Genomic DNA, 24,681 nt, shown 5'->3' on the forward strand with positions numbered 1-24,681 from the left:
AACCTTGCATAATATACAAAGCTTTCCCACAATCATGAAACCGATACGAATCGCAACACGCAAAAGCCCGCTGGCGCTGTGGCAGGCTAATCATGTCGCTACACTGCTGGAACAATTCTTTCCTGACATCAAAACCGAACTGGTGCAAATGACCACCAAAGGCGACAGGATTCTGGATGCGCCTCTCGCCAAGGTCGGCGGCAAGGGCTTATTCGTGAAGGAACTCGAGCAAGGCATGCTCGAAGGCGAAGCCGACATCGCAGTGCATTCGATGAAGGATGTGCCGGTTGAATTTCCGGAAGGGCTGCATTTGGCGGCCATTCTAAAACGCGAAGACCCGACCGACGCCTTTGTATCGAACCGTTTCAGCCGTCTCGACGATTTGCCGGCAAACGCCAGAATCGGTACCTCTAGCCTGCGCCGGCAATGCCAGATAAAACAGCGCTTTCCCGATGCCGAAATCCTGCAGCTCCGAGGTAACGTAAACACCCGGCTCGCCAAGCTCGATGCCGGCGACTTTGACGCCATCATCCTGGCCTCGGCCGGCCTGATTCGCTTGGGAATGGCAGACCGGATCAAGGAATGCCTCGACCCCAGCCTCAGCCTGCCGGCAATCGGCCAGGGCGCAATCGGCATCGAATGCCGCAGTGACGACAATGAAATCAATGCTTTGCTTAGCGCCTTGCACGATGCCGACACCGCGCTCTGCGTCAGAGCCGAACGCGCTATGAACGCCCGTCTGCAAGGAGGCTGCCAGGTGCCGATAGCCGGATTCGCCGAAAAACACGGCGAACGCCTGTTCATGCGCGGTCTGGTCGGCGCGCCGGACGGCTCGTTGACTTACCGCAGCGAAAACTGGGATGCATTGGATCAGGCAGAAAACCTGGGTAAAAAAATCGCCGAGGACCTGCTCGCGCAAGGCGCTGATCAAATTCTGACGGAGCTGTATCAGAAATGAGTTCGCTGAACGGCGCGCACATACTGGTCACTCGCCCCCAACGCCAGGCAGACAATCTGTGTCGGCTGATCAAGCAGCAGCAGGCCGTTGCGGTCGAATTTCCAACCCTCGACATCGTTGCCGCAAACGACTGCGATCGGATAACCGCAACGCTGACGAACCTGTCTCGCTTCCAATGGGTTGTTTTTATTAGCGCAAATGCAGTAAATTTTGCACTGCACGCGAATGATGGCAAAATAGATCAATTTGGCAACGCGCGAATTGCCGCGATCGGCCAGGCAACCGCGAGGGCCCTTGCCGCCGCCGGATTGACGGTCGACCTATTACCCGACCGCGGCTCGGATAGCCGGGCATTGTTGGCGTCATCGCCGATGCTGCACGTTTCGGGACAACGAATCCTGATCGTGCGCGGCGCGGGCGGCCTTGAAACGCTCGGACAGGAGCTCAAGAATCGCGGTGCGGATGTCGACTATCTGGACGTCTATAAAAGAGTGATTCCGTCCGCCGACCCGGCACCGGTGCTTGATTTGCTCAGACGAAACCGGCTTGATCTGATTACCGCGACCAGCGGCGAAGCAATACAAAATTTATTGATCATGCTGGGTGAAAAAGACCGAAATCTGGCATTGGCTATCCCGCTTGTGGTCGTCAGCGACCGCATCCGGCAGATCGCGGAAAACTGCGGGTTTAAACGAATTTTTGTAACGGATAACCCTTCGGATACAGCAATTCTCGAAAAAATAATAACTTGGGCAACAGGTGAAAAAAGTGGCCGAATTGAATGAACTAACAGAAGGGAATGCGGAAATTTTAAAAAAAGCGCGGAGATCCCGGAGCGGATTATGGTTTGGCGTGATTATCATCCTGATCATTTTCGCCGTTGCCGGCGCGGGCTATTATTTCCTGATGCAGCTCAGGGACCGCCAGTCCAATCTGGGCGGCGAAGTCAAAGGCGAGATGGCTAAGAAAATTGCCGATTACCAGGCCCAACTTACCGCAATCCAGGAACAATTGTCGACGCTCGAATCGACGATGGCAAATAAAGATGATCACTTCACCAAAAGGCTGGACGAAATCTCGAAGCAGCACAGCGAGAAATTGGACAGCACCCGCAAGGATTTGACCGAGGAAATCACTCGCCTGCAGCGGCAATTGGGCAAAACCCGCGGCGACTGGCTGATCGCGGACGCCGAATATTTACTCGGCGCGGCCAATGAACGACTGCAATTGGTCGGCGATGTGAATACCGCGCGCGAAGCGCTCGAAGCGGCCGATCAACGCCTCCGGGAAAGCGGCGACGCCGCCGTATTCAAGGTGCGCGAGGAAATCGCAAAAGAGATCGCCGCGCTCAAAAACGTTGCGGCGGCCGATATTGTCGGATTACACGCCACCTTGCAAAGTCTTCAGGATGCGTCGGAAAAACTGACCTTGCTGCTGCCCTATGCCGGTAAAACGCTGACGCCTTCGACCGAAATCCATAGCCACGCCGACAGCAGCGAGCCCGCCCACAAACTGCTCGACTCGGCGATTGAAAGTCTGCACGGCGTCGTCACGATCCGGCATACCGACCAGCCGATCAAGGAAACCCTGACGCCGGAAGAAGCACAGTTTATCCGCGAACAATTACGCGCGAAGCTAGAAACGGTCAAAATTGCGCTGGTCCAACAAAACGAAGCGTTGTACCATGCCGGCCTGCAGGACGCAAAGAAATGGACTGAGCTGAATTTCACGCCGAATCCGGAAACACGCAAATTCATCGCCGAGCTTGACCGCTTTTTGGCGATCAATATTCGCAGCCATTTCCCGGATATCAGTACATCCCTTAAACTGCTCAGAGACATCACCAAATTACGCATCGAAACCGACAAAGCCCTACAGTCGACGCCGATCGAAAAGCCAAAAGCGCCTGAACCGAAACCACTTACAGAAGCCCCAACGGCGGTCACGCCACCGCCCGCGCCGGCCGCACCCGTCCAATCCGAACCGACTAAAAAATGAAAAAGATCCTTTATTTCCTGGGGCCGCTATTCATAACGCTTGCCGCCGCATTCGGGGTGTATTATGGCTTCAAGAGTATGGAAACTTCCGGCTATGTGCTGGTCGGCATCGGTCACTGGTCGATCGAGACGACGCTCGCCGCATTCACAGTCGCGCTAATTCTTGCCTTTTTCCTGCTGTACGTTTTTTTCCGCTTCCTCGGCTGGCTATTCCGGTTGCCGGGGCAACTCAAAAAGCGCGGCACCCACATCAAGTTCAACCGCTCCCAGGAAGCTTTGATCGCGGGTCTGGTGGATTCGGCCGAAGGCAATTGGGAACAGGCCGAAAAAATCCTGATCAAGCATGCCTCGCACAGCGGCGCGCCATTGATCCATTATCTGACCGCCGCTCGCGCGGCACAGTCGCGCGGCGCTTTCGACAAGCGCGACGAATATCTGCAAAAAGCCGCCGATCAGGCCCCAGGCTCGAATATTGCGATCGGTTTGACCCAGGCCGAACTGCATCTTTCCGGCAATCAGTTCGATCAGGCGCTCGAAACGCTGACCAAACTGCAATCGATCAACCCGACCCATGCCAGCGTTTTGAAATTGCTGCATCAAACCTATCAGCACGTCGGCGATTGGGAGGCGATCCGGAAACTGCTGCCTTCTCTTCATCATAACAAAGTGTTGATGGAAACCGAAGTCAAGCTGCTCGAAACAGAAACCTTCAGCCGATTGCTGAAACAGGCCGCCGAGCTTGGCGATGCGAATCAAATCGCCCTGCTCTGGTCCGAAACGCCGGCCCACATCAAGAAAATGCACGGCATGGCGGCGATTTACTTTGCCGCGATGATCGAAGCCGGAGCCGCCAATACGATTGAAAACGAACTCGCGCATATGTTGTCGGTCAATCTGGACGATACGTTGCTGGTTTTATATGGCAGCGTACAATCGAATGATGCGGCCAAACAACTGGCGACGGCCGAACAATGGCTGATCGCAGGACCCGGCAATGCGGTGCTGTTATCGCTGCTCGGCAAGCTATGCCTGCACCTTGGCGAGCGTGAAAAAGCTGAAAATTATCTGACCGAAAGTCTTGCCGCCGAACCAACCGTACAGGCCTATCAACTGTTGGGCGATTTATATTTCGAACTCAACGAAAAAGACAAGTCCTGCGCGAGCTATAAATCCGCGCTGGAACTGTCTTCCAGCGAGATCGTGACGCGTCTGGATCAAATCACCGAATATGGCGAACAAGATTCCGAAACGCTGAGTTGAGTTGCATCCGCAGTCGCGTTACCGTCAGTTCGGCAACGTGACGGATACAATGAGGGCCTTAAATTAAATCCTCAAGCCGACGCGATTCGGTTTTTGCCGTCCCAGAACGACGACTTCTTGATTTCATTCGACAAAAACTCGATGAATTGCCGGATCAGCTTGCGGTTATAACCGATCACTTGCTTCAACCGCGCCCTCGACGCGCCTGTTAAATCGTCCGTCGCGCGGGGCATCTCCTGGATGAAAGCCAGCCAGGGTTCGACGACTCGCATCTGAAACAATACCGAAACATCCGATGGCAATTCTTTCGCGAGATGCGCAAAGCTGTGGTAATTGCGCACGCCCGGTTTCAGCACTTCCTCTTCCAATCGTTGCACAAGAGCCGTGTAGCGGATCGCGGTCTGTTCGGCAACATGATGTATCGCGAATCGTGCAGGCTCGACGATTTTGCCTTCGACATAGCGTATGGCCTGATCAGGGCAACGTTGAATCAGGTTGACCGTGGTCTGAGTATTTTCCCGCAATAACTGTTGTTTCTGCTTGATCACCTCCCGCGTCTGTTCGACAAAAGCCTGCAACAGATCGATATTGCGCCGGATTTCGCTTAATACAGGCCTGACCATTTTATCGTCGATGCCGCTTTTTATTTGATAGCGCAACTCGTAAATTTTATCCAGCGTCGATTTTTCGAGTTCTTTTTGAGCCGAGGCCAGTTTCATTTCGAGATCGCTGATATAGGAATCGCGCTCGGACAAGGTCGTCTTCAAAAATGCAATGGTTTCTTTGTTCAACTCCAGTTGCATGGTAAGCGTCGAGACTTGATCTTCCAATCGGTTCAATTTGACCAGCAAGTCGCTTTGGACGCTGTCGTTATTCGATTCCATGCCATTCCCCCTTTATGATGATTTATTGTTATATTTTTCGAATGGAACGCCTGCATTCTTAACAAGCGCATAAAAAAAAGTCAAGCAATAATAAACTATTACGCATCGGCCATTAGAATGGTGCAGCAAAATCGCTTTAAAATTCGGACACGACGCGGATAGCCTGACGGAGCCCTTGCGCATAGTTTGCGCGTCAAATTAGGACTTTCCGTAGGCTGGTTTAGTCTCAATAATGCGGTGGAATTTCATGAACCGTTTCGCCGGAGTTACCGGCTTCGGCCAGCAGATTTTGCATGCGCTCGTTCAGTAGACGACAGGTTGCTTCGAGCCGATCGATTTGCTGTTGTTGATCGCTGACGATCCGATTCAACGCCTGCAACAAATCTTCCTGATATGCGGCCTTGATTTCGAGTTCTATGATCCGTTCTTCGTTCATCGTTTGCTTCATATCACTTTCGAAAATTGCTGCTGTTTTTTTTGGGCCAGATAGCGATCGAACACCATACAAATATTGCGGATCAACAAGCGGCCGGCCGATGACACCCTAATGCCTTCGTCCGACAATGACAGCAATCCGTCGGCCTGCATAAGCTGCAACGCTTCGAGTTCGTTCGCGAAATAGCCGGCAAAATCGATCGCAAACTGGCTTTCGATCGCGGCAAAATTCAACTCGAAATGGCAGATCAATTGCGTGATCACCGCGCGGCGCAATTTATCGTCCTGATCGAGATCGACGCCCTTGAATACCGGCAATTTTTGATGATGAATCAGCCTATCATAGGTTTCGAGATCTTTCACATTCTGAATGTACGCATCCCCTACCCGGCCGATCGAGGTGATGCCAAGGCCGACCAGATCGCAGTCCGAATGCGTCGAATAGCCCTGAAAATTCCGGTACAGTTTCCCTTCGCGTTGTGCGATGGCGAGTTCGTCATCGGGTTTCGCAAAATGGTCCATGCCAATATACACATAGCCGGCCTGGGTCAGCCTGAGGCCGACCATTTGCAGGATCGCGAGCTTCACATCCGGCGACGGCAGATCGGCTTCATGGATCTGGCGCTGGGTTTTGAAGCGGGCCGGCATATGTGCGTAATTGAATACCGACAAGCGGTCTGGCTCTGCATCCAGAATCTTGTCCAGCGTTTTGGAGAAGGTTTCGACCGTCTGCAGCGGCAGGCCGTAGATTAGGTCGATATTGGTCGAGCGGAAGCCCTCCGCGCGCGCAGACGCCAATACGCTTAATGTTTGCTCCTCGCTTTGCAGTCGATTGACCGCCGTTTGCACGTCAGAGTCGAAATCCTGCACACCCAGGCTGATCCGGTTGAAGCCCAGTTCGCGCAGTAGTTTGATCGTGTTGTCGTGTGTTTCGCGCGGATCGACCTCGATCGAATATTCACCGCTGTCGTCATTTTTCAAATTGAAATGCGCGCGTGTGACGTCCATCAGCCTCCGCATTTGCATATCGCTCAAAAAAGTCGGCGTACCGCCTCCCCAATGCAGTTGATTGACGACCCGACTGCTGTCGAACAACGAGCCCTGCATCGCGATCTCCTTGCAGAGATTGTCCAGATACGGCGCCGCATGCTGGCGATTCTTGGTCACGATCTTGTTGCAGGCGCAATAAAAGCAAACCGTATCGCAAAATGGCAGATGAAAATATAGCGACAGCGGCCCGCCTGCCCGATTCGATTTGGCGATATGCCAGCGGTAATCGGTATCGCTGAAGCCCTCGTGCAGTTCGAGCGCGGTCGGATAAGAGGTATAACGCGGCCCGGCCTTGTCGTAGCGGTTGATCAGTTTCAGGTCGAAGAGGATTGATTGGTCCATGAAAGAGATTTTTGGTGGGCAAAAATGCAGGCAATGAATAAACAATACCCAAGGTGTGCTTATTGTAGACGCAGTCATTGCCGAACGTCCACGGCCAAAGCCAATATGTCATACTGGATTGCGTTTCCGGTCTGGTCAGCGCCGGCTCCCGCCACATCGGCCACAGGCCCGGCCCTGTGCTGGACAGGTTGAGCCTGCGAATCACCTGAAAGCCATGATGTTCGTAGAAGGCAAGGTTTTGTGGATTCGAATTTTCCAAATAAGCCGGCATGCCCTGCTGATCGCATTGCTGCAAGACATGACCCAGCAAGGCTGAACCGTTGCCCCGGCCTTGAGAGGTGAGGTTGACGCCGATTGCGAACAGATAATAATGCCGCTGTTTGGGGTGATTTTGATCCATCGCCCTGAGCAATGACATCAGGCGCATCACGCTCCCGAGCGCATAGCGCCGAAGCCCGCGCAAGGTCAGGCGCAGCGGGATCGCCATTTCAATGCCGGACGGCAACCCCACCGCCGCCTCCGCGTTTTCGGTCATGAACATGCGCTGATATGGCGCCAGCAACGGGAGAAAATTTTCGAAGAAGTGCCGCGGATAACTCGTATCGTTGGACAACCAGATGATGACCGGATCACGAGAAAACGCTTCCGCAAGAATGTGGGTCACTTGCGGCGATCGCTCCAACCCAATCGTTTGCACAAAGATAGTGCCAGATTTGACCATGACTCCCCCTTTGCGGTGATTCAGCGCACCGGTCTAGACAAGTGCCATTCTATCGTGTTTGCAGGCGCCTTTTCGATGCGAGTTTGGACAAAGCGGGGCAAATGCTCACACTGTGCCGATCTTCTTTAAAGAATAAAAAGCGGCTTTCATAGCCCGCCTCGATTACTGAACCCCATTTGCTTTTACCTGATTGCGCCCCGCCTTTTTCGCATTGTAGAGAGCCGTATCGGCAATTTTGATCAAATCCTCCAATGACTGGCTTTCGTGGTATTCCGCGACGCCAAGGCTGACGGTGACTATTAGCGGTAGGCCGAAATCATACTGCTGAATCTTTTGCCTGATTGTATTGGCCAATTGCAACGCCCCGTTGAGATCGGTTTCAGGACACAAGAGCAAAAACTCCTCGCCACCCCAGCGCCCAACCAAATCATTGGCCCTGACCGTCTCGTCAAGCAGGACGGCCAACATTTGCAACACATGATCGCCTGCTTGATGGCCAAAATTGTCGTTGATCGTTTTGAAATAGTCTATATCGAGCATGATCACTGAAAAACTCGAATGATAGCGTCGAGCCCTGGCGATTTCTTTTGCGAACGCGTGGTTCAAAAGCCGCCGGTTGGCGATGCCGGTCAACATATCGGTATTCGATAATAGCTCAAGCTCCTTGTTCAGAGCCTGTAATCTCATCTTATGCCGGCTGACGACAAACTCCCGCAGAGCCAACAGCAATAGCAAAGCGCCAACACCGTATAGACCATACCCGAACCATCGATAATCGCGCCTGTTTTCGTAGGTAATTGAAATCCACTTATTCAAAATCGTCAATTTGTCCGCCTCGGTCAACGACGCAACCGCCTTGTCGAAGATGCTCAACAATAAGGGGTAGTCATTTCTGACAGCGACCGACATCTTATAATTCACATCGGTGACCCCGGCAATTTTGATATTCAAAATACCATGTTTTTGGCTTTGATAGCCGATCGTGGCGACGGTATCGAGGTAACCGAACACCTTGCCGCTGGCGACCCATTCGAGGCCGGTACGGGCGTCATTGGCTTCGACAATGATCATTTGCGGATATTTTCGCTTCAGCAAATCGAGCGCCGCAAAACCTTTAACTGTGACAAACGTTTTTTGCAATACGCCGCCAACATCGGTAATGAACGACTGATCGCTGCGCGTAGCGATCACGATCGGGTAAACATTGAAAGGACGGGTAAAAGCCAGGAACGCCTGGCGTTGCTCAGTAAGAGTCGCACTGGACAGGATCTCGCATTGTCTTTGTTTCGCATAGTCAAGCGACTGTTTCCAGTCGACCGTTTCGATCAAGCGAATTTCCTTGCCTATCCGTTCCGCAAAAACTTTCTGGAAATCGGCGTTGATGCCGATATACTCGTTGCGTTCAGTCACAAAATCATAAGGCATCCAGTCGGGATCCACACACATACGGATATGGTCGATGTGACTGAGATACTCTAGTTCGCTTGCATTCAGCGGCAACGTGGAAAAGGCGTTTTTCGGAACAAAGCGATCAGCCGCCCAGGCGGGAAACGACAACGAAAAGATCAAAATCAAAATGTTGATCAACATTTTTCAAGTTGTTGCCTTAATTTTTCATTTCATTAGGTGATTAAGTATAGCTGATACTTACCTTGATTTGCAGCCACAGGCGCATTCTTTGCGGCGTCACCAAAACCACTTTGATCAGGAGAGCATCATGAAAACCGACTGTCCCGCGGCCGTGATCGAACGGCTTTCAGCCTTTTTGAACACCTCGTTCGATACGATCTTGCAGCAGCGGCTGACCGCCGATCCCGTGCAACACGCGCTGCAACTCTGCAAAAATACCATCGCCGGCGTACCGGCTTACCGGCAGTTTCTGCAAGACCAGGGCGCTGATCCCGGCGCTATCACCGGAGCTGAGGATTTTGCGACGCTACCGTTGCAAAACAAGGCGAACTACATGCAGAAATATCCGCTGCCGGCGCGCTGCCAAGGTGGACGGATTACGTCTTGCGACCGTCTGGCAGTATCTTCGGGCTCAACCGGGATTTCGACCTTCTGGCCGCGCGCAATGACCGACGAGCTGGACATCGCGCTCCGTTTCGAGCAAGTCTTCCGCTACAGCTTTAGTGCCGATAATCGCGATACCCTGGCAGTCGTCTGCTTTCCGCTAGGCAACTGGGTAGGCGGCGTGTTTACTACCTCGTGCTGCTGGTATTTGGCTCAAAAGGGTTACCCGTTAACCGTCGCGACTCCGGGCAACAAGCCGGATGAAATCCTGCGCGCCGTGCGCGAATTGGGACCGCATTTCGAACAGACTGTGCTGCTCGGCTATCCGCCTTTCGTAAAGGACGTGATCGATGCCGGCTCCGCGCAGGGCATGGAATGGCGCGCGTACCGGATCAAATTCGTCTTTGCCGGCGAAGTGTTCAGCGAAGAATGGCGCAACCTGATGCTGCGGCGAGTCGGATCGACAGCGCCCTGCTACGACTCCGCATCGCTCTATGGCACGGCGGACGGCGGCGTTTTGGGTAACGAAACACCGCTTAGCATTGCGATCCGGCGCTTCCTGGCAGCGCATCCCCATGTCGCCCGCGAACTGTTCGGCGAATCGCGCCTGCCGACCTTGGTCCAATACGATCCGATCAGCCGTTACTTCGAACTGATCGACGGCTTAACCCTGGCGGTTACCGGAGACAATGGCGTACCGCTGATACGCTATCACATCGCCGACCGCGGCGGACTGATCAGCCATGCCGAGTTGATCGCTTTCCTGAAAGCGCGCGGAATGTCCTCGCTTGAAGATTTTGGCTTCGCCGGCGAAGCCTGTCCCCTGCCCTTTGTTTGGGTATTCGGCCGCGCCGATTTCACCGTGTCATTCTACGGGGCCAACATTTATCCGGAAAACGTAGTAGTCGGTCTGGAGCAACCGGAATTGACGAGTTTGATCAGTGGCAAATTCGTGATGGAAGTCAAGAGCGATCGGAACGGCTCCGAATTCCTATCCATCGCAACCGAACTCCTGCCCTCCGTTTCAGCCGATGCTGGCAAAGAGGACGCCGTCGCCGCGTCCATTCGTACGCAATTGCTCCGACTGAACAGCGAATTCGCCAATTATGTCCCTGCTGACAAACAAATGCCTCGCGTCGAATTACGGTCTTTCGGCGATCCGGACGATTTTCCTGTCGGCGTAAAGCATCGCTACACGCGACGGAATTCGAATGGTTGACTCTGTCATGAGGGACGTTATCTTTGACCGAACCGTAAGTTCGACTTTAGCTCGGCCATATTCGCCCCGCGCAATAGAAAAAGGAAAAATTTGCATTCTTCCCCACAGTCATTATAATATCGATTCGATACTATTAATGATCGGAGGTAACTCATGAAACTTATCAAGAACATCACCCTATTGGCCGCCGCAACCGGTTTGTGTTTGGCAAGCAGCGCGGCGATGTCGGAAACCGAAGGCTATTTGTCGATTTGGCGCTCTTCTGTCAAGGTCGCGGGAAAAGGCGACAATAAAACCCTGGCGATGGAAATTCAGACCGCCAAGCCGATTCCGGTGGACGGTAAATCCGGCGCCTTCGGCTATGCGGCGTTGACCGACAATGCCAATAATGTGCTCGTGCTGGTCACGCATATGCCGATCGACGACAGTTCGCACGAAAACCAGGAAAATGGATTTCACGCGCATGTGCTCGACTTAAAAGAACCGACCGCCGCCTGCTCGGGCGCCAACTTCGAAGTGGATTTGGAAAACTCGGCTAAAAACACCGCCTTCGACGCCGACTATCAATGGCAGGTCAAGGGCAGCAAAATTTCAGTCGAAAATGTACCCGTCAAGGATTTGGGCGATGCCGGGGTCGACACGATCGTATCTTTTACGTTGAAACCGGTGCTAAATGCCCAGCAAAAACCGACCAACCTTTGCGTGACAGTGGCCGATAAGGGCTGAAATCCAAGGCGATCGTTTGCATCAAACCAATGGGTATTATGACTCGGGCAGGATATTGAGGTAGTATAGCTCCTATCCACTTCCCAAACAGCCGGCGTGATTGTCGGCTGTTTTCTTTTGCCGAGGCCTGTTCCTGTGAGTGTTTCGATGCCGATTGGAAAATTATTGACGATTATCGGTATCGTGGTAACGATGATCGGACTGGTCCTGACCTATCTACCTGGCCTCTTCAGTTGGTTCGGCAAATTGCCGGGCGATATTCGCATCGAAGACGGCAAAAAATTCATTTTTATCCCGATAACATCAATGCTACTGATCAGCACGCTCTTAACGCTGCTGGCCAATTTGTTTATCCGCAAATAACCCTTCTCCGCCGCCAAGCATCTGCTAGCATGCTCTAATCCCCGGCGCGGCCGATCACCTTTTCGCTTCAGACCTACAGATTTTATGCGGTAGCTTCGCCAAACGGGAACTTTATCGCCTGATGACCAGCCTTTTGAATTACTATATAAATCATTGACATCATTCACGGAGTTAACTCATGATTCCTATTCGAGATACCGCGCCTTGCTATTCCCGCCCCTTGGCGACCTGGGGGCTGATCGTTGTCTGTGTGATCATTTTCGTATGGTTACAGTTTTTGCCCTTTGAAGTCAGTAACCCGTTGATTGCCCGTTTCGGCATGGTGCCGCTGCGTTATTCAGACCCATCATGGGCGGAACATGTAGGCCTACCCTTCGACGGTTATCTGTCGTTTTTAACCAGCCTGTTCCTGCACGGCAATTGGTTCCATCTGATCATCAATATGTGGTTTTTATGGATCTTCGGCGATAACATCGAAGATAGAATGGGACATCTGTCTTTTTTGGCCTTTTATTTACTGTGCGGCCTGATCGCAACGGCCTTGCAGTGGTATTTCGATCCACGCCTAGAGATTCCTGTCGTTGGAGCATCAGGCCCTATTGCCGGCGTATTGGCTGCTTATTTTTTTCTGTACCCGCTGGAACGAGTCGTACTTTGGGTGCCGCCGATCGTCGTACATGTTCCTGCAATCGCCTTTTTGGGCTTATGGGTGATCATTCAACTGTACGAAGCGACCACTTCGATATTATTCGAAGGCGGCGTAGCCAAGATGGCCTGGTGGGCCCATTTGGGCGGGTTTATCGCGGGTTTCCTGCTGTACCGATTGTTCCTGAAAAAACCGCCGGACGGAATAAAAATGGAAGATTCAAGCAGCTTTAAGATATAATCCGCACCAAAAAAGAAAAGAGCATCGATCCGGTGCGGGTTCTTTTTTGACTTAAGCTTACTCCAGTTGAAATCAGGAAATTACGAGTCATATGAAAAAAATTAATGTTGCCTTGGTCAGGCTGCTCCAGTTTGTCGTGTTCGTCGTCTTCACCTTCGTGGTGATCACCTATTTCGGGGCGATGATTTTGTTGCCGCTGGATGCCGTCACCTTACTGATCAAACTGTTCGGTCTGGTCGGTTTGCATGGCTTCATCGGCGCAGCGATCGCAATTCCGGCCGTCGCCTACCTTGGCTTGATCGTCTATCGGACGCCAGGTCTCTGCCCGATGATCATCGAAACCGGTGTCGATCTGGTCAAAACCGGCAAAGCCAAAGTCGAAGCGTTCAACGCGATCGTAAACGCGGTCAAAGCCTAGTTTTTCGCCCCACGCCCGGGGAAAAATGGCGTGACGGAGCAGTCCGCCACGCCTTTTTTGTTGGGCGCAATAAAAACAATATCAACAAGCGGAAGACAGCGTCGGTACAGCTGTGATCGCGTTTTATCAACCCTTTATCGGTTTGGGAACGTTATGTGTTTTAGTGCAAATATGTCGTTAGGCCTGGGCATCGTCGGCTTCGCCGCCTCAGGCATCACTTTTATGGATAAAAGCGAAACATTGCCGGTGCGCGCTGCCCGAGCGCTCGCGATCTTCCATTTTTCATTGATGGAACTGATCCAATATTTCGCTTATCCAGTCGCGGGGCAATGCGGCTACGGCGCCAACCAATTGCTCAGCGAATTATCGACTTATCACATTGCTTTACAATCCTTCGCGATCATGCCGGCCTTGGCGACCTATTCAACAGACCCTGGCGCACTGAAGCGTGCAACCATCATCGGCGCATCCCTGAGCGGCTCGTTCATTCTTTTCAGTTTCCTGCCGAAAGACATCCAGTTATCTGATATCGAGCCGAACTTCATCGGCAACATGATTTCCTGCCTAACCATGGGCACTTATCATGTCGCCTATGCGATCCAGAGCGCGCTTGGGCTGCTGGTGACGTGGGGCTCGCTGTTCGCGCTCGCGCTCAGCGCCTTCGTCTGGCCGAACAACTGGCGGATCGGCATCTATCACGGCGTGATGGCGCTTTTCACGCTGTTCGTGCCGCAATGGATCTTCGGCGTTTCGACCGGCGAAGCGGCCGCGATCTATTGTTTTTACTCGATTCCGATTACCTGCAGTTTCATGCCGGTCTTCAAAAAATATTTCACGCCGGGCCCGATCGCAGAACAGCCGGCATTCGATCTGCGCAGCAGTTCCTAATAAACGCTTGAGGAATACGCCATGAACGACACGCGTTGGAATCCGGAAAAACCGGCCGTTATCATCGCGATCTGCGTGGTCGGCCTGATCAATGCGATCCAGATGATCAATCTGGTCTTTTCGCCGATGTCCAAGCAAGTGGGCGCCATCTACCCGACCTACTTTGCGTTTTCGGTGCTGGTAAGCCTGATCTGCATCACCGGCTTGTGGCTGCTCAAGCGCTGGGCCGCCTTGGCCTATAGCGTCTTGCTGATCGTCAATCAGATCGCGCTGATGCTGATGGGTTACTGGGAAGTCACCGCCGCAGTCATTCCGTTCGCGATCATTCTGTTGTTGTTCAAGCACCTGGACAAGATGCGTTAACCTTTTTGTTATTTTGTTTTATGAAATCGCCGATCATCGTTAGCGCCGTACAGCAGCCCTGCCACCTCGACAGGCAAAGCAACCTCGACTTTTCGATCGAGAAAATCCACGAAGCCGCTGCCGCCAAGGCCGAGTTGGTGGTGCTGCCCGAATTGCACCTGGGGCCTTATTTCTGCCAAAACGAAGATTATCACAATTTCGCCCTGGCCCAGCCGATTCCAGGCCCTACCACCGAAATTTTGTCCGCGGTCGCGAAAAAACTGCAAATCGTGATCGTTTCGACGATTTTCGAAGAAAGAGCGCCGGGGCTTTACCACAACACGGCCGTCGTTTTCGACAAGGACGGCCGGATCGCCGGCAAATACCGCAAAATGCATATTCCGGACGATCCGGGCTTTTACGAAAAATACTACTTCACGCCCGGCGACCTCGGCTTCACCCCGATCGAGACCTCGATCGGCAAGCTCGGCGTGCAGGTCTGCTGGGATCAGTGGTACCCGGAAGGCGCGCGGCTAATGGCGTTGGCCGGCGCGGACCTGCTGATCTATCCGACTGCGATCGGCTGGGACCCGAACGACACGCAGGAAGAACGGCAGCGCCAGTTGAACGCCTGGATCACGATCCAGCGCGCGCACGCGGTCGCAAACGGCATTCCGGTGATTTCCTGCAACCGGATCGGCTTCGAGCAGGCACCCGATCAACCCGCCGGTGTCGGCATCAATTTCTGGGGTAACAGTTTCATCGCCGGCCCGCAAGGCGACATTCTGGACAGCGCCAATGCCGGCGAAGTCAAAGTCTTAACCACGACGCTCGATCCGGCGCGCAGCGCGCGCGTCAGGCAAATCTGGCCGTTTCTGCGCGACCGCCGCATCGATGCGTTTAGCGACATTACCCGGCGTTTTATCGATTAAGGCGTTTACGGCAAAGCGCTAAGGTGCGCGATGCGCACCCTATGGCGCTCGATTATGGAAAGAGTCAATCCGCCTTCCATTTGATATTGCAGCCCATACTCGGAATCTGCTCTGGATCGATCGGCCGGCCCGCCAGCAAATTGTCGAGCGCGGCGCGTAAATCCGAACCCGTCACCGGCACGTTATTCTTAGGTGTGGAGCCGTCGAGCCGTCCGCGATAAACGCAGGCCAGCGCCGCATCGAACAGGTAAATATCCGGCGTGCAGGCAGCCTGATACGCCCGAGCAGTATCCTGGCTTTCGTCGTACAGATAAGCCGCGAACGGCCTTCCCCAGGCTTCCATAAGGGCCTGCATCTTATCCGGCGCATCATCGGGATAATTCTGCACGTCGTTTGCGCTGATCGCGATCGTCGCAATGCCCTTGTTTTGGTATTCTTTGGCAATCGCGATCAACTGCCCCTTCACATGCAGCACGTAGGGGCAATGATTGCAGATGAACATCACGATCGTACCCTTGTCGCCTTTCAGTTCCTGCAAACTGAAAGTCCTGCCGGTTACCGTATCGGGCAGTAAAAAGTCCGGCGCGAGTGCGCCGAGCGGGATCATTTGGGATAACGTTTCCGCCATGGGAGAGCCTCCTTAAATAGGGTTTGAAGTTCGGTCGATTATAAAGGGATCCGAATCACAGAGAAACCTTTGATTGCGTTCGCGGTTTGCTTGCCGGAAGGCAAACCATGAGACTCTTTCAGAGAGAATTGCGTATAATAGCCGGGTTTATGGAGCCGAGCAGGATCGGATGGAGCATTTTATCTTATGACATCACCCAAACTTTTCGATTACCCGCTTTTCGCCTTAGGATTTCGAGCGTTCTTCGTACTGGCAGGCCTTTCGGCGCTGCTGCTGATCGTGCTGTGGAATGCAATCTATAACGGCAAGCTGAGTGCGGCCAACTATTTCGGCAATGTCAACTGGCACGCGCATGAAATGCTGCTCGGCTATTCCGCTGCGGTGATCGCCGGTTTTCTGTTGACTGCGGTCAAAAACTGGACATCGAGACAGACCCTGACCGGCGACTCATTGGCGACCCTGTGCCTGATCTGGCTGTACGGAAGGATTGCGCCGTTTTATGCGGGACTGCTGCCCGATGCGGTGATCGCGGCAATCGATTTTGCGTTTTTACCCGCGCTCGCCTACCAAATCGCCAAGCCAATTCTGGCCGCCCGGCAATATTTCAATCTTATTTTCGTCGGAATACTGCTCATATTGACCATTGCCAACGGCTTGATTCATGCCGGCATCCTGGCTCCGCGGCCGCATCTGACTTGGCTCGGTCTACAACTGGCCGTGGCGACGATCGTGTTGTTGATTTTGGTGATCGCCGGGCGCGTGTTTCCGTTTTTTACCGAACGCGGCTTGCCGGGCGTCAGAGTCAGCAGCAAGCCTCTGTATGAATACGGCGCGATCGGCAGCGCGGTGCTGACGTACGGCTTGCTGTTGGCCGGCATAAACGGGGCGTTGCTGGCGCTGGCTGCGGGCCTCGCGGTGCTGTTCAATGGCGCGCGAGTCTGGGGCTGGTATGTGCAGCGCATCTGGTATGTGCCATTACTGTGGGTCTTGTATGCGGGTTACGGCTGGATCATTTTGGGCTTTGGGTTGACCGCGCTATCGGCATATGCACTGGTGTTGCCGTCCTTGCCCCTGCACGCCTTTACTGTCGGTGGGATCGGCATGCTGACTTTGGGCATGATGGCGCGAGTTTCTTTGGGACACACAGGTCGGGCGTTGCGCGTTTCCAATGCAATGGCGATCGGTTTCATCCTGTTGAATGCCGCAGCGCTAATCCGAGTATTGCTGCCGATAGCCTTGCCCGGGTGGTACGGCAGTCTGGTTTATTTCTCGATGTTATTTTGGCTGGCGGCGTTTGCATTGTTCATTTATGTTTATTCTCCGATCTTGACGGCTGTTCGTGTCGATGGGCAAGCGGGCTAGCTTAAGAATGGCGAAAACGACCGATTTGTCGCGGCTTGTCATTATTAAAGTCTCTCCAAGGCAATGACTATGCCAGCGTCCCCCGCCCTGCCCCGAATCGCCTTGACTCCCGGCGAACCTGCCGGCATTGGGCCCGATCTATGTATTCAAATCGCACGCAGCGATTTGCCTTGCGAAGTGGTTGTGATCGGCAGCGAAGCTTTAATAGCCGACCGCGCCGATCGCTTGGGAATTCACATCAAACTGAACCGCTTTGATCACGCATTAGCGCCCGCGCCACATCGACGTGGGGAATTGTCGGTCCTACCGATCGATCTGATCGAGACCGCTGAATGCGGACGCCTGAATCCCGCCAACAGCCGCTATGTACTCAAAACGCTGACCAAAGCGGTCAAGGGTTGCGTCGATGGCCTTTTCGACGCAATGGTGACCGGTCCCGTGCACAAAGGCGTAATCAACGATGCAGGTTTCCCGTTTACCGGCCATACCGAATACATTGCCGACATTACCGGCGGTACGCCGGTGATGATGCTGGCCACGCCCGGTTTGCGGGTCGCTTTGGCCACCACCCATTTACCGCTGGCCGAGGTTAGCCGGGCAATGACTCGCAGCCGCCTGCGACAGGTCATTTGTGTGCTCGAACACGATTTACGCCACCGCTTCGGCATCGAAAATCCCAAGATTCTGGTATGCGGACTGAATCCGCATGCTGGCGAAAACGGCTATCTGGGCCGCGAAGAAATCGACGTGATCGAACCGGTTCTCGAAAATTTGCGGAGACAAGGCCTGAATCTGCAAGGTCCGTTGCCTGCGGATACCTTGTTTACGCCCAAATATCTTGCCGATGCGGACGCGGTACTGGCGATGTATCATGATCAAGGTTTACCGGTGTTGAAATACAAAGGTTTCGGTCAGGCCGTCAATATTACCCTCGGTTTGCCGATCATCCGTACCTCGGTCGATCACGGCACCGCGCTGGATTTAGCCGGCACCGGTAAGGCCGAGGCCGGCAGCCTGCTCTATGCGCTGCAAACCGCCGCGCAAATGGTGATCGGAAGTATGAAATAAGATGACGCATATCGCACGCAAACGTTTCGGGCAGAATTTCCTGCATGATCAGTCGGTGATCCGTCATATCATCGCCTGCCTCGATGCCAAGCCCGATCAGCATTGGGTCGAGATCGGTCCCGGCCAAGGCGCGTTGACCGAGCCGCTGTTAAAAACCGGCGCGCGTCTCGATGTGGTCGAACTGGATCGCGATCTGGTTGAATTGTTGAAGAAAAAATTCGCAGGACAAACGCATTTTGAAATTCATAGCGCCGATGCATTGAAATTCGATTTTTCGACGCTGGCTAAAGAAGACGAAAGGTTGCGCATCGTCGGTAATCTGCCTTATAACATTTCGACGCCGTTGATGTTTCATTTGCTAAGCAACGCGCACTGCATCGAAGACATGCATTTCATGCTGCAAAAAGAAGTCGTCGACAGATTGTGCGCCGAACCGGGCAATAAACAATACGGCCGACTCAGTGTGATGATGCAATATGCCTGCGAGGCCGAGTGTTTATTCGATGTACCGCCGGAAAGCTTCGATCCGGCGCCCAAGGTGATCTCGTCGATCGTTCGTCTGACGCCGCATCGCCGCCCCCCCGTTCAGGTCGATAGCCGGGAAAATTTGAATCGCGTCGTCACGCAAGCCTTTTCACAGCGCCGGAAAACATTGCGTAATTCATTGAAAGACCTGATCTCCGATAACGATTTGAATGCTTTATCGATCGACCCGAAACTGAGGGCGGAAAATCTAACGCTGTCGGATTTCGCGAAACTGAGCAATCTGCTCGACAATGTTCCGCAAATCTCCGCTTCCTGATGGCCCGAAAAATGATGCGACAAAATGCCACATTCCCATCTTGACAAAGATAGCTAGAATATTATTTAACTCCTGAGATGCAAGATTCCCAACGGGAATCCGGAGTTAGATATCCTTCTCTAATGCGGTTTAATGAACCGCATTTTTTTTGCCTGCTGTTTTTTGCCGCCCATTCGCCTCACCCCCTAAATTTATCGTATTAGATATTCTGGACAGCCCAACGTAATAACGCTTGGATGAGCGAGGGAAATAATTTATTAGAAAAACATTTGAGTTTCTGATAAATTTCAAATAGTAAACCCTGCGACTTCATTCTAGTTGCAAAAGATTTCGCCTAACTGAATTATCCAGGGCTGCCGGCAGTGAACTGCCGCATTTGATGATGGTTTTGTTAATAAAAACAGGGGGATTTATGTCCATATTTGATTCGATCGCTATAGAAATTCAGGCAATGGTCGCCGGCGTGCTGGTTCTGCTGATCATCACATTATTGGAAATCATCGATTTGCAACGCGGGAAGAAACGGCATCGACAGGAACTGCAAGCCATCGCCGGAGGCGTAATTCAGACGCAGAAGGAGCAATTGGTTTCGCTATTCAGTTTGATTTTAGAGTTTATTTTCGGCTTCGCCGCGTTCGCTCTTTTCGCTTACGCGACGATGTATCTGACCATTATGGAAATGCCTGCCTTGGCCACCGTCGCCGGTGTTTCCGCGTTTATCGGAGTGATGATGCCATTCGTCGTCTGGAGCGCCTGCAGGAAAGCCAACCGAGAGACGGCGGACGCGCTCCAAAACATCGAACGACACCGCCACGAAACCGCAGGCCGGGAACAGACTCCCGTAACGCCGATTGCGCCACCCATCGCCGCTAGTGTTGCAGAAGAAACGGCATCGATCCCGACCGAGCCCGTTGCGATCGATCCGAAGCCGGTTGTCAAGCCGCAACCGGCGCCGGTACCACCCCCCGAAGACAAGCCCGCGGTTTATCCCAAACCAGACCCGGCGCACGTGTTTCCTCGGGATTCGATACTGCGTCGCCATTTCATAACCCATCTGGCCGCGATGGCCAAACCTTATGAACTGCTCCGTCCGACCGACTCGATTCTGAGCCGCCATCATGATGCAATGCTGGCACACCAAACAGGCATGCGCCATGCCAAGCCGGTTACAGCGGAAATCTCGGATCCCGTAGCTGCAAAGTCATACCGAAAATGCACTCATAAAATAAAACTGCCGGAAGACTCGATGCTCAGACGACATATCCTGGCTACCTTGCAAATCAAAATCGAGCCTCGCCTGTCATTGCCCGTGCGCCCGACCGATGCGATGCTGCGGCGCCATTATGATACGCTTAAAGAAAATTTGATCGCAACAGAACTGAATAAGTACCTGGAGGGGTAGATCCGAAGATGAGACGGGGCGGGGAGAATTCCCCGCCCCGAAAAAGAAAGCAGCTAAAACGGCCGGTCACATTGCAGTATGAGCGAACATGCGACCTTCAAAGCATTACGGCTCGATAGTCAGGGAGCGCCTTAACGCTCTCTGATATAAAACCCAGTGCTCGCGAAAACGTCCTATTTCTTTTCAGGCGCTGGCGCTGACTCAGCCGGCTTGGTTTCTTCCTTTGCTGGTTCGGCCGCAGGCTTCGCTGCTTCCGCCGGAGCAGGCTCCGCATGTGCTGGCGCGGCTTCAGCCGGCGCTTTTTCCGCGGTTGCTGGCGCGGCTTCTTTTGCAGCAGCGCCTTCAGTGGCCGGTTTTTGTTCTGCCGCCGGTTCGGCCGTCGCTGCTGGCGGGGCAGCAGGCGCTTCCGTTTTCGGCTTCTCTTCGGTCAGCGGGACAAGAATCTCAACTTTTGCCTGCTGGCGCATCGTCTCGATCATTTTTTGGAATTTTTGACGTTGCAAGTAAGGCGTCAATTGCTCTTTTACGGCTTCCAGCGGAGGAGGCGTTTGCGCGCGTGAGTCTTCCCGCAGAATTACATGCCAGCCGAATTGGGTCTGCACTGGCGCGGAGGTATATTTGCCTTTTTCGAGTTTGGCGACCGCGTCGGAGAAAGGTTTCACCATTTGGTCGGACACAAACCAGCCCAGATCGCCGCCGTTTTGTGATTCTTTCGCATCAATCGAATACTTGTTTGCCAACTTCGCGAAATCGCCGCCTTTGTCGAGTTCGGCGATGATCTTTTTCGCTTCATCCTCGGTCTTTACCAGGATATGACGCGCTTTATATTCGGTGCCGGTTTCGGCAACGACCTTGCTGTCGTATTCCGCCTTCACTTCCGCATCGGTAACCGGATTGGTCTTGAAAAAGTTTTTCAGCTCAGTCTGGGTCAGGATAGACTTTTTAGCATCTTCCAGTTGCGCCAGATATTCCGGAGATTTATCCAATTGCTTTTGCAGTGCGTCCTGAACGAGCAATTCACGTTGAATCAATTCTTCGACCAGTTTTTCCTTCGGAAAACTTGCGCCATGCGCGCGCGCCGCAATTTCTTTTTCCAGGTTTTCCAACTGCGCTTTGCTGATGTATTTGCCGTTGACCGAAGCGACCGCGTCTTCTTTTTTGACAATGTTTTCGATCGGCGCCGCGGAAGAAGCGGCACCGGTATCACCGGATTGTGGTTCACAGCCGGCAATCAGTCCGGCACCCGCAACAAGCAATGGGATGATGGTTTTGTTCATCGATTAATTTCCTTTGGTTTCTTCTGAGGGGGTAAGAGCATTGATGCCCAAGGCATGAATTTGTTGCTTCATCAGATCGCCGAGCGCTTTATAAATCATCTGGTGCCGCTGCACCAGCGATTTGCCTTCAAACTGCGGCGATACAATCGTGACATGATAATGGCCGCCGCCGCGGTTGCCGACGTGACCGGCATGAGCGCTACTGTTGTCGATGATTTCGAGCCGTTCGGGGTGGAGCGCTTCGGTGAGCACTTGTTTGATCAGTTGCGCTGTCATTGGGGAAAGACCTTTTTAAACGGTTTGACGGTAACCTTTGCGTAAACGCCGGCTTCGATATAGGGATCGCTTTCGGCCCATTGCCGGGCTTCTTCGGAACTCGCAAATTCGGCAACGATCAGGCTGCCGGTAAAGCCTGCATCGCCCGGGTTTTCGCTGTCGATCGCGGGATGCGGGCCGGCCAGTACGAGTCGCCCTGCTTCTTGAAGATCCTGCAACCTTTGCAGATGTCTCGGGCGGACGGCCAGCCTTTTGCTCAGGCTATTCTCTACGTCTTCACTGATGATCGCGTATAACACTGCTTATTCCTCGGTTTCCGGCAGATGTTTATAAATCATCGCAACCTGCCCGAGTAGAAAAACGACCATCAATCCCGGCACCATGAAGGTTTTGAACGTGACCCAATCGTCGGTGCTGTAGTGATACATGACATACACATTGATGAAGCCGACGCCGAGAAAGAAACATGCCCACAGCGTGTTTAGACGTCGCCAAATGTTATTCGGCAAGGTCAGATTGGCTGACAGCATCCGTTCGATAACCGTCTTTTTACCGACAAACTGACTGCCCAGAAAGACCACACCGAATAGCCATTCGACGATCGATAATTTCCACTTGATGAACTGTTCGTTCTGGAGAATGATTGTCGCGCCGCCCATCACTAGGATTAACCCTAAGGTTATCAATTGCATCGTGCTGACCTTGCGGGTCTTATACCAACTAAAGGCGACCTGCAAAATCGTCGCGGCAATCACGACGCCGGTGGCGACATAAATATCGTAAAACTTATAAGCGATAAAAAATAAAACGATCGGAAAAAATTCGAGTATCGGATTCATGCGTCTGGCGCGATGGAGGGCGCAGTGTATTCGTTATTGTTGGATTTAGACTTTGATGATGCGGTCATTGCCGTAAAGAGCGCCGAACAAACAGGTAATGGGGATAGATATGATAAATTCAAGGCCGCTTTTCTCGCCGTCTTGAAACGATCCAAATTGCCTTCAAAATTAGATGCCTTGGTTGTATCCGATGGCGGAAAAAATGTCAAAACAGCTGAGACCGCCGTAACCGTCTTTCGCCGTTGAAGTAGAAACTTGCAAGTTCCGAGGCCGAGGACTGTCCGCCCATCAGAAATCAGGTTGGTATTATAATGGCGACGCGGCCAAATGTACATCATTCGACTTTTGGACTCTGATAGAATGGTATCGAATTGCGTGAGGATAGCCATGGATAAACAAACACAAACAGAAATCGAAGCTGCCGCCTTTAGACGCCTGCTCGAACATTTTCAACAACACACCGAGGTGCAGAATATCGACTTGATGATTTTGGCCGACTTCTGCCGAAACTGCTTGGCCAAATGGTATGCCGCGGCAGCGCAGGAGCGCGGTGAATCAATCGATTATGAACAAGCCAGAGACATTATTTATGGCTTTCCTTATCAGGAATGGCGTAGAAAATACCAGCAGGAAGCAACGCCCGAACAATTGGCGGCGTTCGAGTTGAAGCAGAAACAAAAGTCGTAGGCCTTCTCTTAAAGATTTACAGTTACAGTAAATTAAATTTTCAGTACTTTTCCAGCCAGGGTACGGGCCTTACCTTGGCAGGGACTGACTCATCAAACGGATTAAAAAGTTACGCAATGCCTGCCCACGATAACGCTGGCTATCATTATCAGGGTATTCTAACTTATAGCCTGACATACGTATCGCCGGAGCGCGGTTATCACGCCAATTTTGCGGGTAAAAACAAACGAATCCGTGTCCAACGCAAGTTAAGAACAACGGTTTCCCCTATTCGCTGTAAATTCTCTGCCTATCCCATCGCCGCAGATGTAAGGGTATAAGCTCCCTCTTGATCAGTCCTTGATCGCTTCGATCTGTATGATCACCTTGACGTCATCGCCCAGCGCCGGCGCATATTTATCGACGCCGAAGTCGGACCGCTTGATTGTCGCTGTCGCGTTCGCGCCGCAGACATTTTTGATTAAAAGCAGATTGAACCCGCAATGAAAGCGGTCCACCGTCAAATGCACGGGCTTGGTCACGCCATGTAGCGTCAGATCGCCATCCGCGCCAACCAGTTGTGCCTTGTCGAAAGTCAGTTGTTTCGATTGGAATATGATTTTCGGAAAATGGGTAACATCGAGAAAATCCTCGCTGCGCAGATGTTTTTCCAGATCGGCAAGTCCGGTGCTGATCGAAGCAGCATCGATCGAGATGTCGATCGAACCGGATGCCGATGCGGGCGCAAGCGTGATTTTGCCCTCGGTCAGGTTAAAGCGGCCGCGCTGGATCGAAAAGCCGAGATGGTCGATTTCAAAGCTCGGAAAAGTATGCCGTGGATCGACGGTATAGGTATCGGCAGCCGTTGCGGAAAAACTCAAGACGCCGGTAAAAATCGAGACGAGTAATTTGTATCTCATGAGTGAT

Annotated in this window: 28 protein-coding genes and 1 pseudogene; 18 read left to right on the forward strand and 11 right to left on the reverse strand. The window is 52.7% G+C overall.

Annotated elements, in window-relative coordinates; all coding sequences use genetic code 11:
- Positions 1-34 precede the first annotated feature (34 nt).
- The 4 genes from hemC to U2W12_RS12890 all read left to right on the forward strand — a co-directional run bounded on the left by hemC (position 35) and on the right by U2W12_RS12890 (position 4,215).
- On the forward strand, positions 35-958 hold the full coding sequence (gene hemC / locus U2W12_RS12875) for a hydroxymethylbilane synthase (RefSeq protein ID WP_326501091.1): 924 nt from the start codon (positions 35-37) through the stop codon (positions 956-958).
- The gene (locus tag U2W12_RS12880) at positions 955-1,743 is read left to right on the forward strand and encodes a uroporphyrinogen-III synthase (protein WP_326501092.1); all 789 of its coding nucleotides are present in this window, start codon (positions 955-957) and stop codon (positions 1,741-1,743) included. Before hemC ends, U2W12_RS12880 begins: the two co-directional genes overlap by 4 nt.
- A gap of 67 nt (positions 1,744-1,810) precedes the next feature.
- Positions 1,811-2,956, forward strand: a complete 1,146-nt coding sequence (locus U2W12_RS12885) for a uroporphyrinogen-III C-methyltransferase (RefSeq protein ID WP_326501093.1) — start codon at positions 1,811-1,813, stop codon at positions 2,954-2,956.
- Positions 2,953-4,215, forward strand: coding sequence for a heme biosynthesis HemY N-terminal domain-containing protein (locus U2W12_RS12890; protein ID WP_326501094.1), 1,263 nt, complete (start codon positions 2,953-2,955; stop codon positions 4,213-4,215). Before U2W12_RS12885 ends, U2W12_RS12890 begins: the two co-directional genes overlap by 4 nt.
- A 71-nt stretch (positions 4,216-4,286) precedes the next feature.
- Here the strand turns inward: U2W12_RS12890 and U2W12_RS12895 are convergent, their stop codons facing one another.
- From U2W12_RS12895 to U2W12_RS12915, 5 genes and pseudogenes are all read right to left on the reverse strand, one after another.
- Positions 4,287-5,099: a hypothetical protein gene (locus U2W12_RS12895; RefSeq protein ID WP_326501095.1), complete on the reverse strand. Its 813-nt coding sequence runs from the start codon at positions 5,097-5,099 to the stop codon at positions 4,287-4,289.
- 226 nt (positions 5,100-5,325) lie between these two features.
- Positions 5,326-5,535 carry a SlyX family protein gene (locus U2W12_RS12900; protein WP_326501184.1) on the reverse strand — a complete coding sequence of 70 codons (210 nt, stop codon included), beginning with the start codon at positions 5,533-5,535 and terminating at the stop codon, positions 5,326-5,328.
- Positions 5,536-5,543: 8 nt separating this feature from the next.
- Positions 5,544-6,926: an oxygen-independent coproporphyrinogen III oxidase gene (hemN, locus tag U2W12_RS12905; protein ID WP_326501096.1), complete on the reverse strand. Its 1,383-nt coding sequence runs from the start codon at positions 6,924-6,926 to the stop codon at positions 5,544-5,546.
- Between the two features lie 205 nt (positions 6,927-7,131).
- Positions 7,132-7,647, reverse strand: a pseudogene (locus U2W12_RS12910) (GNAT family N-acetyltransferase); the annotation flags it as partial.
- Between the two features lie 162 nt (positions 7,648-7,809).
- Positions 7,810-9,237: a diguanylate cyclase gene (locus U2W12_RS12915; protein ID WP_326501097.1), complete on the reverse strand. Its 1,428-nt coding sequence runs from the start codon at positions 9,235-9,237 to the stop codon at positions 7,810-7,812.
- A gap of 127 nt (positions 9,238-9,364) precedes the next feature.
- Between U2W12_RS12915 and U2W12_RS12920 the strand changes: the two genes are divergently transcribed.
- The 8 genes from U2W12_RS12920 (at position 9,365) to U2W12_RS12955 (ending at position 15,434) form a co-directional block, all read left to right on the forward strand.
- Complete coding sequence (locus U2W12_RS12920) at positions 9,365-10,879, forward strand: phenylacetate--CoA ligase family protein (RefSeq protein WP_326501098.1); 1,515 nt, start codon at positions 9,365-9,367, stop codon at positions 10,877-10,879.
- 153 nt (positions 10,880-11,032) lie between these two features.
- Positions 11,033-11,605: a hypothetical protein gene (locus tag U2W12_RS12925; RefSeq protein ID WP_326501099.1), complete on the forward strand. Its 573-nt coding sequence runs from the start codon at positions 11,033-11,035 to the stop codon at positions 11,603-11,605.
- A gap of 147 nt (positions 11,606-11,752) precedes the next feature.
- A complete protein-coding gene (locus U2W12_RS12930) occupies positions 11,753-11,968 on the forward strand; it encodes a DUF2905 domain-containing protein (RefSeq protein WP_326501100.1) in 216 nt (71 codons plus the stop codon).
- A 178-nt stretch (positions 11,969-12,146) separates the two neighbouring features.
- Positions 12,147-12,854: a rhomboid family intramembrane serine protease gene (locus U2W12_RS12935; RefSeq protein WP_326501101.1), complete on the forward strand. Its 708-nt coding sequence runs from the start codon at positions 12,147-12,149 to the stop codon at positions 12,852-12,854.
- 91 nt (positions 12,855-12,945) lie between these two features.
- Complete coding sequence (locus U2W12_RS12940; protein WP_326501102.1) at positions 12,946-13,272, forward strand: hypothetical protein; 327 nt, start codon at positions 12,946-12,948, stop codon at positions 13,270-13,272.
- Between the two features lie 153 nt (positions 13,273-13,425).
- Positions 13,426-14,160, forward strand: a complete 735-nt coding sequence (locus U2W12_RS12945) for a DUF5765 domain-containing protein (RefSeq protein WP_326501103.1) — start codon at positions 13,426-13,428, stop codon at positions 14,158-14,160.
- Between the two features lie 21 nt (positions 14,161-14,181).
- Positions 14,182-14,523: a hypothetical protein gene (locus U2W12_RS12950; protein ID WP_326501104.1), complete on the forward strand. Its 342-nt coding sequence runs from the start codon at positions 14,182-14,184 to the stop codon at positions 14,521-14,523.
- 20 nt (positions 14,524-14,543) lie between these two features.
- Positions 14,544-15,434: a carbon-nitrogen hydrolase gene (locus tag U2W12_RS12955; RefSeq protein WP_326501105.1), complete on the forward strand. Its 891-nt coding sequence runs from the start codon at positions 14,544-14,546 to the stop codon at positions 15,432-15,434.
- A gap of 64 nt (positions 15,435-15,498) precedes the next feature.
- On the opposite strand, the gene U2W12_RS12960 is transcribed toward U2W12_RS12955, so the two are convergent.
- Positions 15,499-16,062: a thioredoxin family protein gene (locus tag U2W12_RS12960; RefSeq protein ID WP_326501106.1), complete on the reverse strand. Its 564-nt coding sequence runs from the start codon at positions 16,060-16,062 to the stop codon at positions 15,499-15,501.
- A gap of 186 nt (positions 16,063-16,248) precedes the next feature.
- Here U2W12_RS12960 and U2W12_RS12965 point away from each other — a divergent pair, with 186 nt between their 5' ends.
- The 4 genes from U2W12_RS12965 to U2W12_RS12980 all read left to right on the forward strand — a co-directional run bounded on the left by U2W12_RS12965 (position 16,249) and on the right by U2W12_RS12980 (position 20,696).
- On the forward strand, positions 16,249-17,424 hold the full coding sequence (locus U2W12_RS12965; RefSeq protein ID WP_326501107.1) for an NnrS family protein: 1,176 nt from the start codon (positions 16,249-16,251) through the stop codon (positions 17,422-17,424).
- Between the two features lie 63 nt (positions 17,425-17,487).
- Positions 17,488-18,492: a 4-hydroxythreonine-4-phosphate dehydrogenase PdxA gene (pdxA, locus tag U2W12_RS12970; protein WP_326501108.1), complete on the forward strand. Its 1,005-nt coding sequence runs from the start codon at positions 17,488-17,490 to the stop codon at positions 18,490-18,492.
- A 1-nt stretch (position 18,493) separates the two neighbouring features.
- Positions 18,494-19,294, forward strand: a complete 801-nt coding sequence (gene rsmA, locus U2W12_RS12975; RefSeq protein WP_326501109.1) for a 16S rRNA (adenine(1518)-N(6)/adenine(1519)-N(6))-dimethyltransferase RsmA — start codon at positions 18,494-18,496, stop codon at positions 19,292-19,294.
- Positions 19,295-19,706: 412 nt separating this feature from the next.
- On the forward strand, positions 19,707-20,696 hold the full coding sequence (locus U2W12_RS12980; protein ID WP_326501110.1) for a hypothetical protein: 990 nt from the start codon (positions 19,707-19,709) through the stop codon (positions 20,694-20,696).
- Positions 20,697-20,869: 173 nt separating this feature from the next.
- Here U2W12_RS12980 and U2W12_RS12985 read toward each other — a convergent pair whose 3' ends face one another.
- Genes U2W12_RS12985 through U2W12_RS13000 form a run of 4 tightly spaced genes read right to left on the reverse strand, consistent with a single transcriptional unit; the run spans position 20,870 to position 23,088 of the window.
- Complete coding sequence (locus tag U2W12_RS12985; RefSeq protein ID WP_326501111.1) at positions 20,870-21,973, reverse strand: peptidylprolyl isomerase; 1,104 nt, start codon at positions 21,971-21,973, stop codon at positions 20,870-20,872.
- Positions 21,974-21,976: 3 nt separating this feature from the next.
- A complete protein-coding gene (locus U2W12_RS12990; protein ID WP_326501112.1) occupies positions 21,977-22,249 on the reverse strand; it encodes a BolA family protein in 273 nt (90 codons plus the stop codon).
- Positions 22,246-22,548, reverse strand: coding sequence for a YciI family protein (locus U2W12_RS12995; protein WP_326501113.1), 303 nt, complete (start codon positions 22,546-22,548; stop codon positions 22,246-22,248). Before U2W12_RS12995 ends, U2W12_RS12990 begins: the two co-directional genes overlap by 4 nt.
- 3 nt (positions 22,549-22,551) lie before the next feature.
- Positions 22,552-23,088 (reverse strand): septation protein A, encoded by a 537-nt coding sequence (locus U2W12_RS13000; protein WP_326501114.1) that lies wholly within the window; start codon positions 23,086-23,088, stop codon positions 22,552-22,554.
- A gap of 24 nt (positions 23,089-23,112) precedes the next feature.
- Between U2W12_RS13000 and U2W12_RS13005 the strand changes: the two genes are divergently transcribed.
- Complete coding sequence (locus U2W12_RS13005; RefSeq protein WP_326501115.1) at positions 23,113-23,334, forward strand: hypothetical protein; 222 nt, start codon at positions 23,113-23,115, stop codon at positions 23,332-23,334.
- 141 nt (positions 23,335-23,475) lie between these two features.
- Positions 23,476-23,775, forward strand: coding sequence for a DUF1244 domain-containing protein (locus tag U2W12_RS13010; RefSeq protein ID WP_326501116.1), 300 nt, complete (start codon positions 23,476-23,478; stop codon positions 23,773-23,775).
- Between the two features lie 332 nt (positions 23,776-24,107).
- Here the strand turns inward: U2W12_RS13010 and U2W12_RS13015 are convergent, their stop codons facing one another.
- Positions 24,108-24,674 (reverse strand): YceI family protein, encoded by a 567-nt coding sequence (locus tag U2W12_RS13015; RefSeq protein WP_326501117.1) that lies wholly within the window; start codon positions 24,672-24,674, stop codon positions 24,108-24,110.
- Positions 24,675-24,681: the final 7 nt, after the last annotated feature.

Source organism: Methylomicrobium sp. Wu6, from assembly GCF_035916875.1.
GTDB lineage: Bacteria > Pseudomonadota > Gammaproteobacteria > Methylococcales > Methylomonadaceae > Methylomicrobium.

Coding starts and splice junctions, on each gene's coding strand:
- hemC (WP_326501091.1), top strand. CDS start 35: ATGAAACCGATACGAATCGCAACACGCAAAAGCCCGCTGGCGCTGTGG.
- U2W12_RS12880 (WP_326501092.1), top strand. CDS start 955: ATGAGTTCGCTGAACGGCGCGCACATACTGGTCACTCGCCCCCAACGC.
- U2W12_RS12890 (WP_326501094.1), top strand. CDS start 2,953: ATGAAAAAGATCCTTTATTTCCTGGGGCCGCTATTCATAACGCTTGCC.
- U2W12_RS12895 (WP_326501095.1), bottom strand. CDS start 5,099: ATGGAATCGAATAACGACAGCGTCCAAAGCGACTTGCTGGTCAAATTG.
- U2W12_RS12900 (WP_326501184.1), bottom strand. CDS start 5,535: ATGAACGAAGAACGGATCATAGAACTCGAAATCAAGGCCGCATATCAG.
- hemN (WP_326501096.1), bottom strand. CDS start 6,926: ATGGACCAATCAATCCTCTTCGACCTGAAACTGATCAACCGCTACGAC.
- U2W12_RS12915 (WP_326501097.1), bottom strand. CDS start 9,237: ATGTTGATCAACATTTTGATTTTGATCTTTTCGTTGTCGTTTCCCGCC.
- U2W12_RS12920 (WP_326501098.1), top strand. CDS start 9,365: ATGAAAACCGACTGTCCCGCGGCCGTGATCGAACGGCTTTCAGCCTTT.
- U2W12_RS12925 (WP_326501099.1), top strand. CDS start 11,033: ATGAAACTTATCAAGAACATCACCCTATTGGCCGCCGCAACCGGTTTG.
- U2W12_RS12930 (WP_326501100.1), top strand. CDS start 11,753: ATGCCGATTGGAAAATTATTGACGATTATCGGTATCGTGGTAACGATG.
- U2W12_RS12935 (WP_326501101.1), top strand. CDS start 12,147: ATGATTCCTATTCGAGATACCGCGCCTTGCTATTCCCGCCCCTTGGCG.
- U2W12_RS12940 (WP_326501102.1), top strand. CDS start 12,946: ATGAAAAAAATTAATGTTGCCTTGGTCAGGCTGCTCCAGTTTGTCGTG.
- U2W12_RS12945 (WP_326501103.1), top strand. CDS start 13,426: ATGTGTTTTAGTGCAAATATGTCGTTAGGCCTGGGCATCGTCGGCTTC.
- U2W12_RS12950 (WP_326501104.1), top strand. CDS start 14,182: ATGAACGACACGCGTTGGAATCCGGAAAAACCGGCCGTTATCATCGCG.
- U2W12_RS12955 (WP_326501105.1), top strand. CDS start 14,544: ATGAAATCGCCGATCATCGTTAGCGCCGTACAGCAGCCCTGCCACCTC.
- U2W12_RS12960 (WP_326501106.1), bottom strand. CDS start 16,062: ATGGCGGAAACGTTATCCCAAATGATCCCGCTCGGCGCACTCGCGCCG.
- U2W12_RS12965 (WP_326501107.1), top strand. CDS start 16,249: ATGACATCACCCAAACTTTTCGATTACCCGCTTTTCGCCTTAGGATTT.
- pdxA (WP_326501108.1), top strand. CDS start 17,488: ATGACTATGCCAGCGTCCCCCGCCCTGCCCCGAATCGCCTTGACTCCC.
- rsmA (WP_326501109.1), top strand. CDS start 18,494: ATGACGCATATCGCACGCAAACGTTTCGGGCAGAATTTCCTGCATGAT.
- U2W12_RS12980 (WP_326501110.1), top strand. CDS start 19,707: ATGTCCATATTTGATTCGATCGCTATAGAAATTCAGGCAATGGTCGCC.
- U2W12_RS12985 (WP_326501111.1), bottom strand. CDS start 21,973: ATGAACAAAACCATCATCCCATTGCTTGTTGCGGGTGCCGGACTGATT.
- U2W12_RS12990 (WP_326501112.1), bottom strand. CDS start 22,249: ATGACAGCGCAACTGATCAAACAAGTGCTCACCGAAGCGCTCCACCCC.
- U2W12_RS13000 (WP_326501114.1), bottom strand. CDS start 23,088: ATGAATCCGATACTCGAATTTTTTCCGATCGTTTTATTTTTTATCGCT.
- U2W12_RS13010 (WP_326501116.1), top strand. CDS start 23,476: ATGGATAAACAAACACAAACAGAAATCGAAGCTGCCGCCTTTAGACGC.
- U2W12_RS13015 (WP_326501117.1), bottom strand. CDS start 24,674: ATGAGATACAAATTACTCGTCTCGATTTTTACCGGCGTCTTGAGTTTT.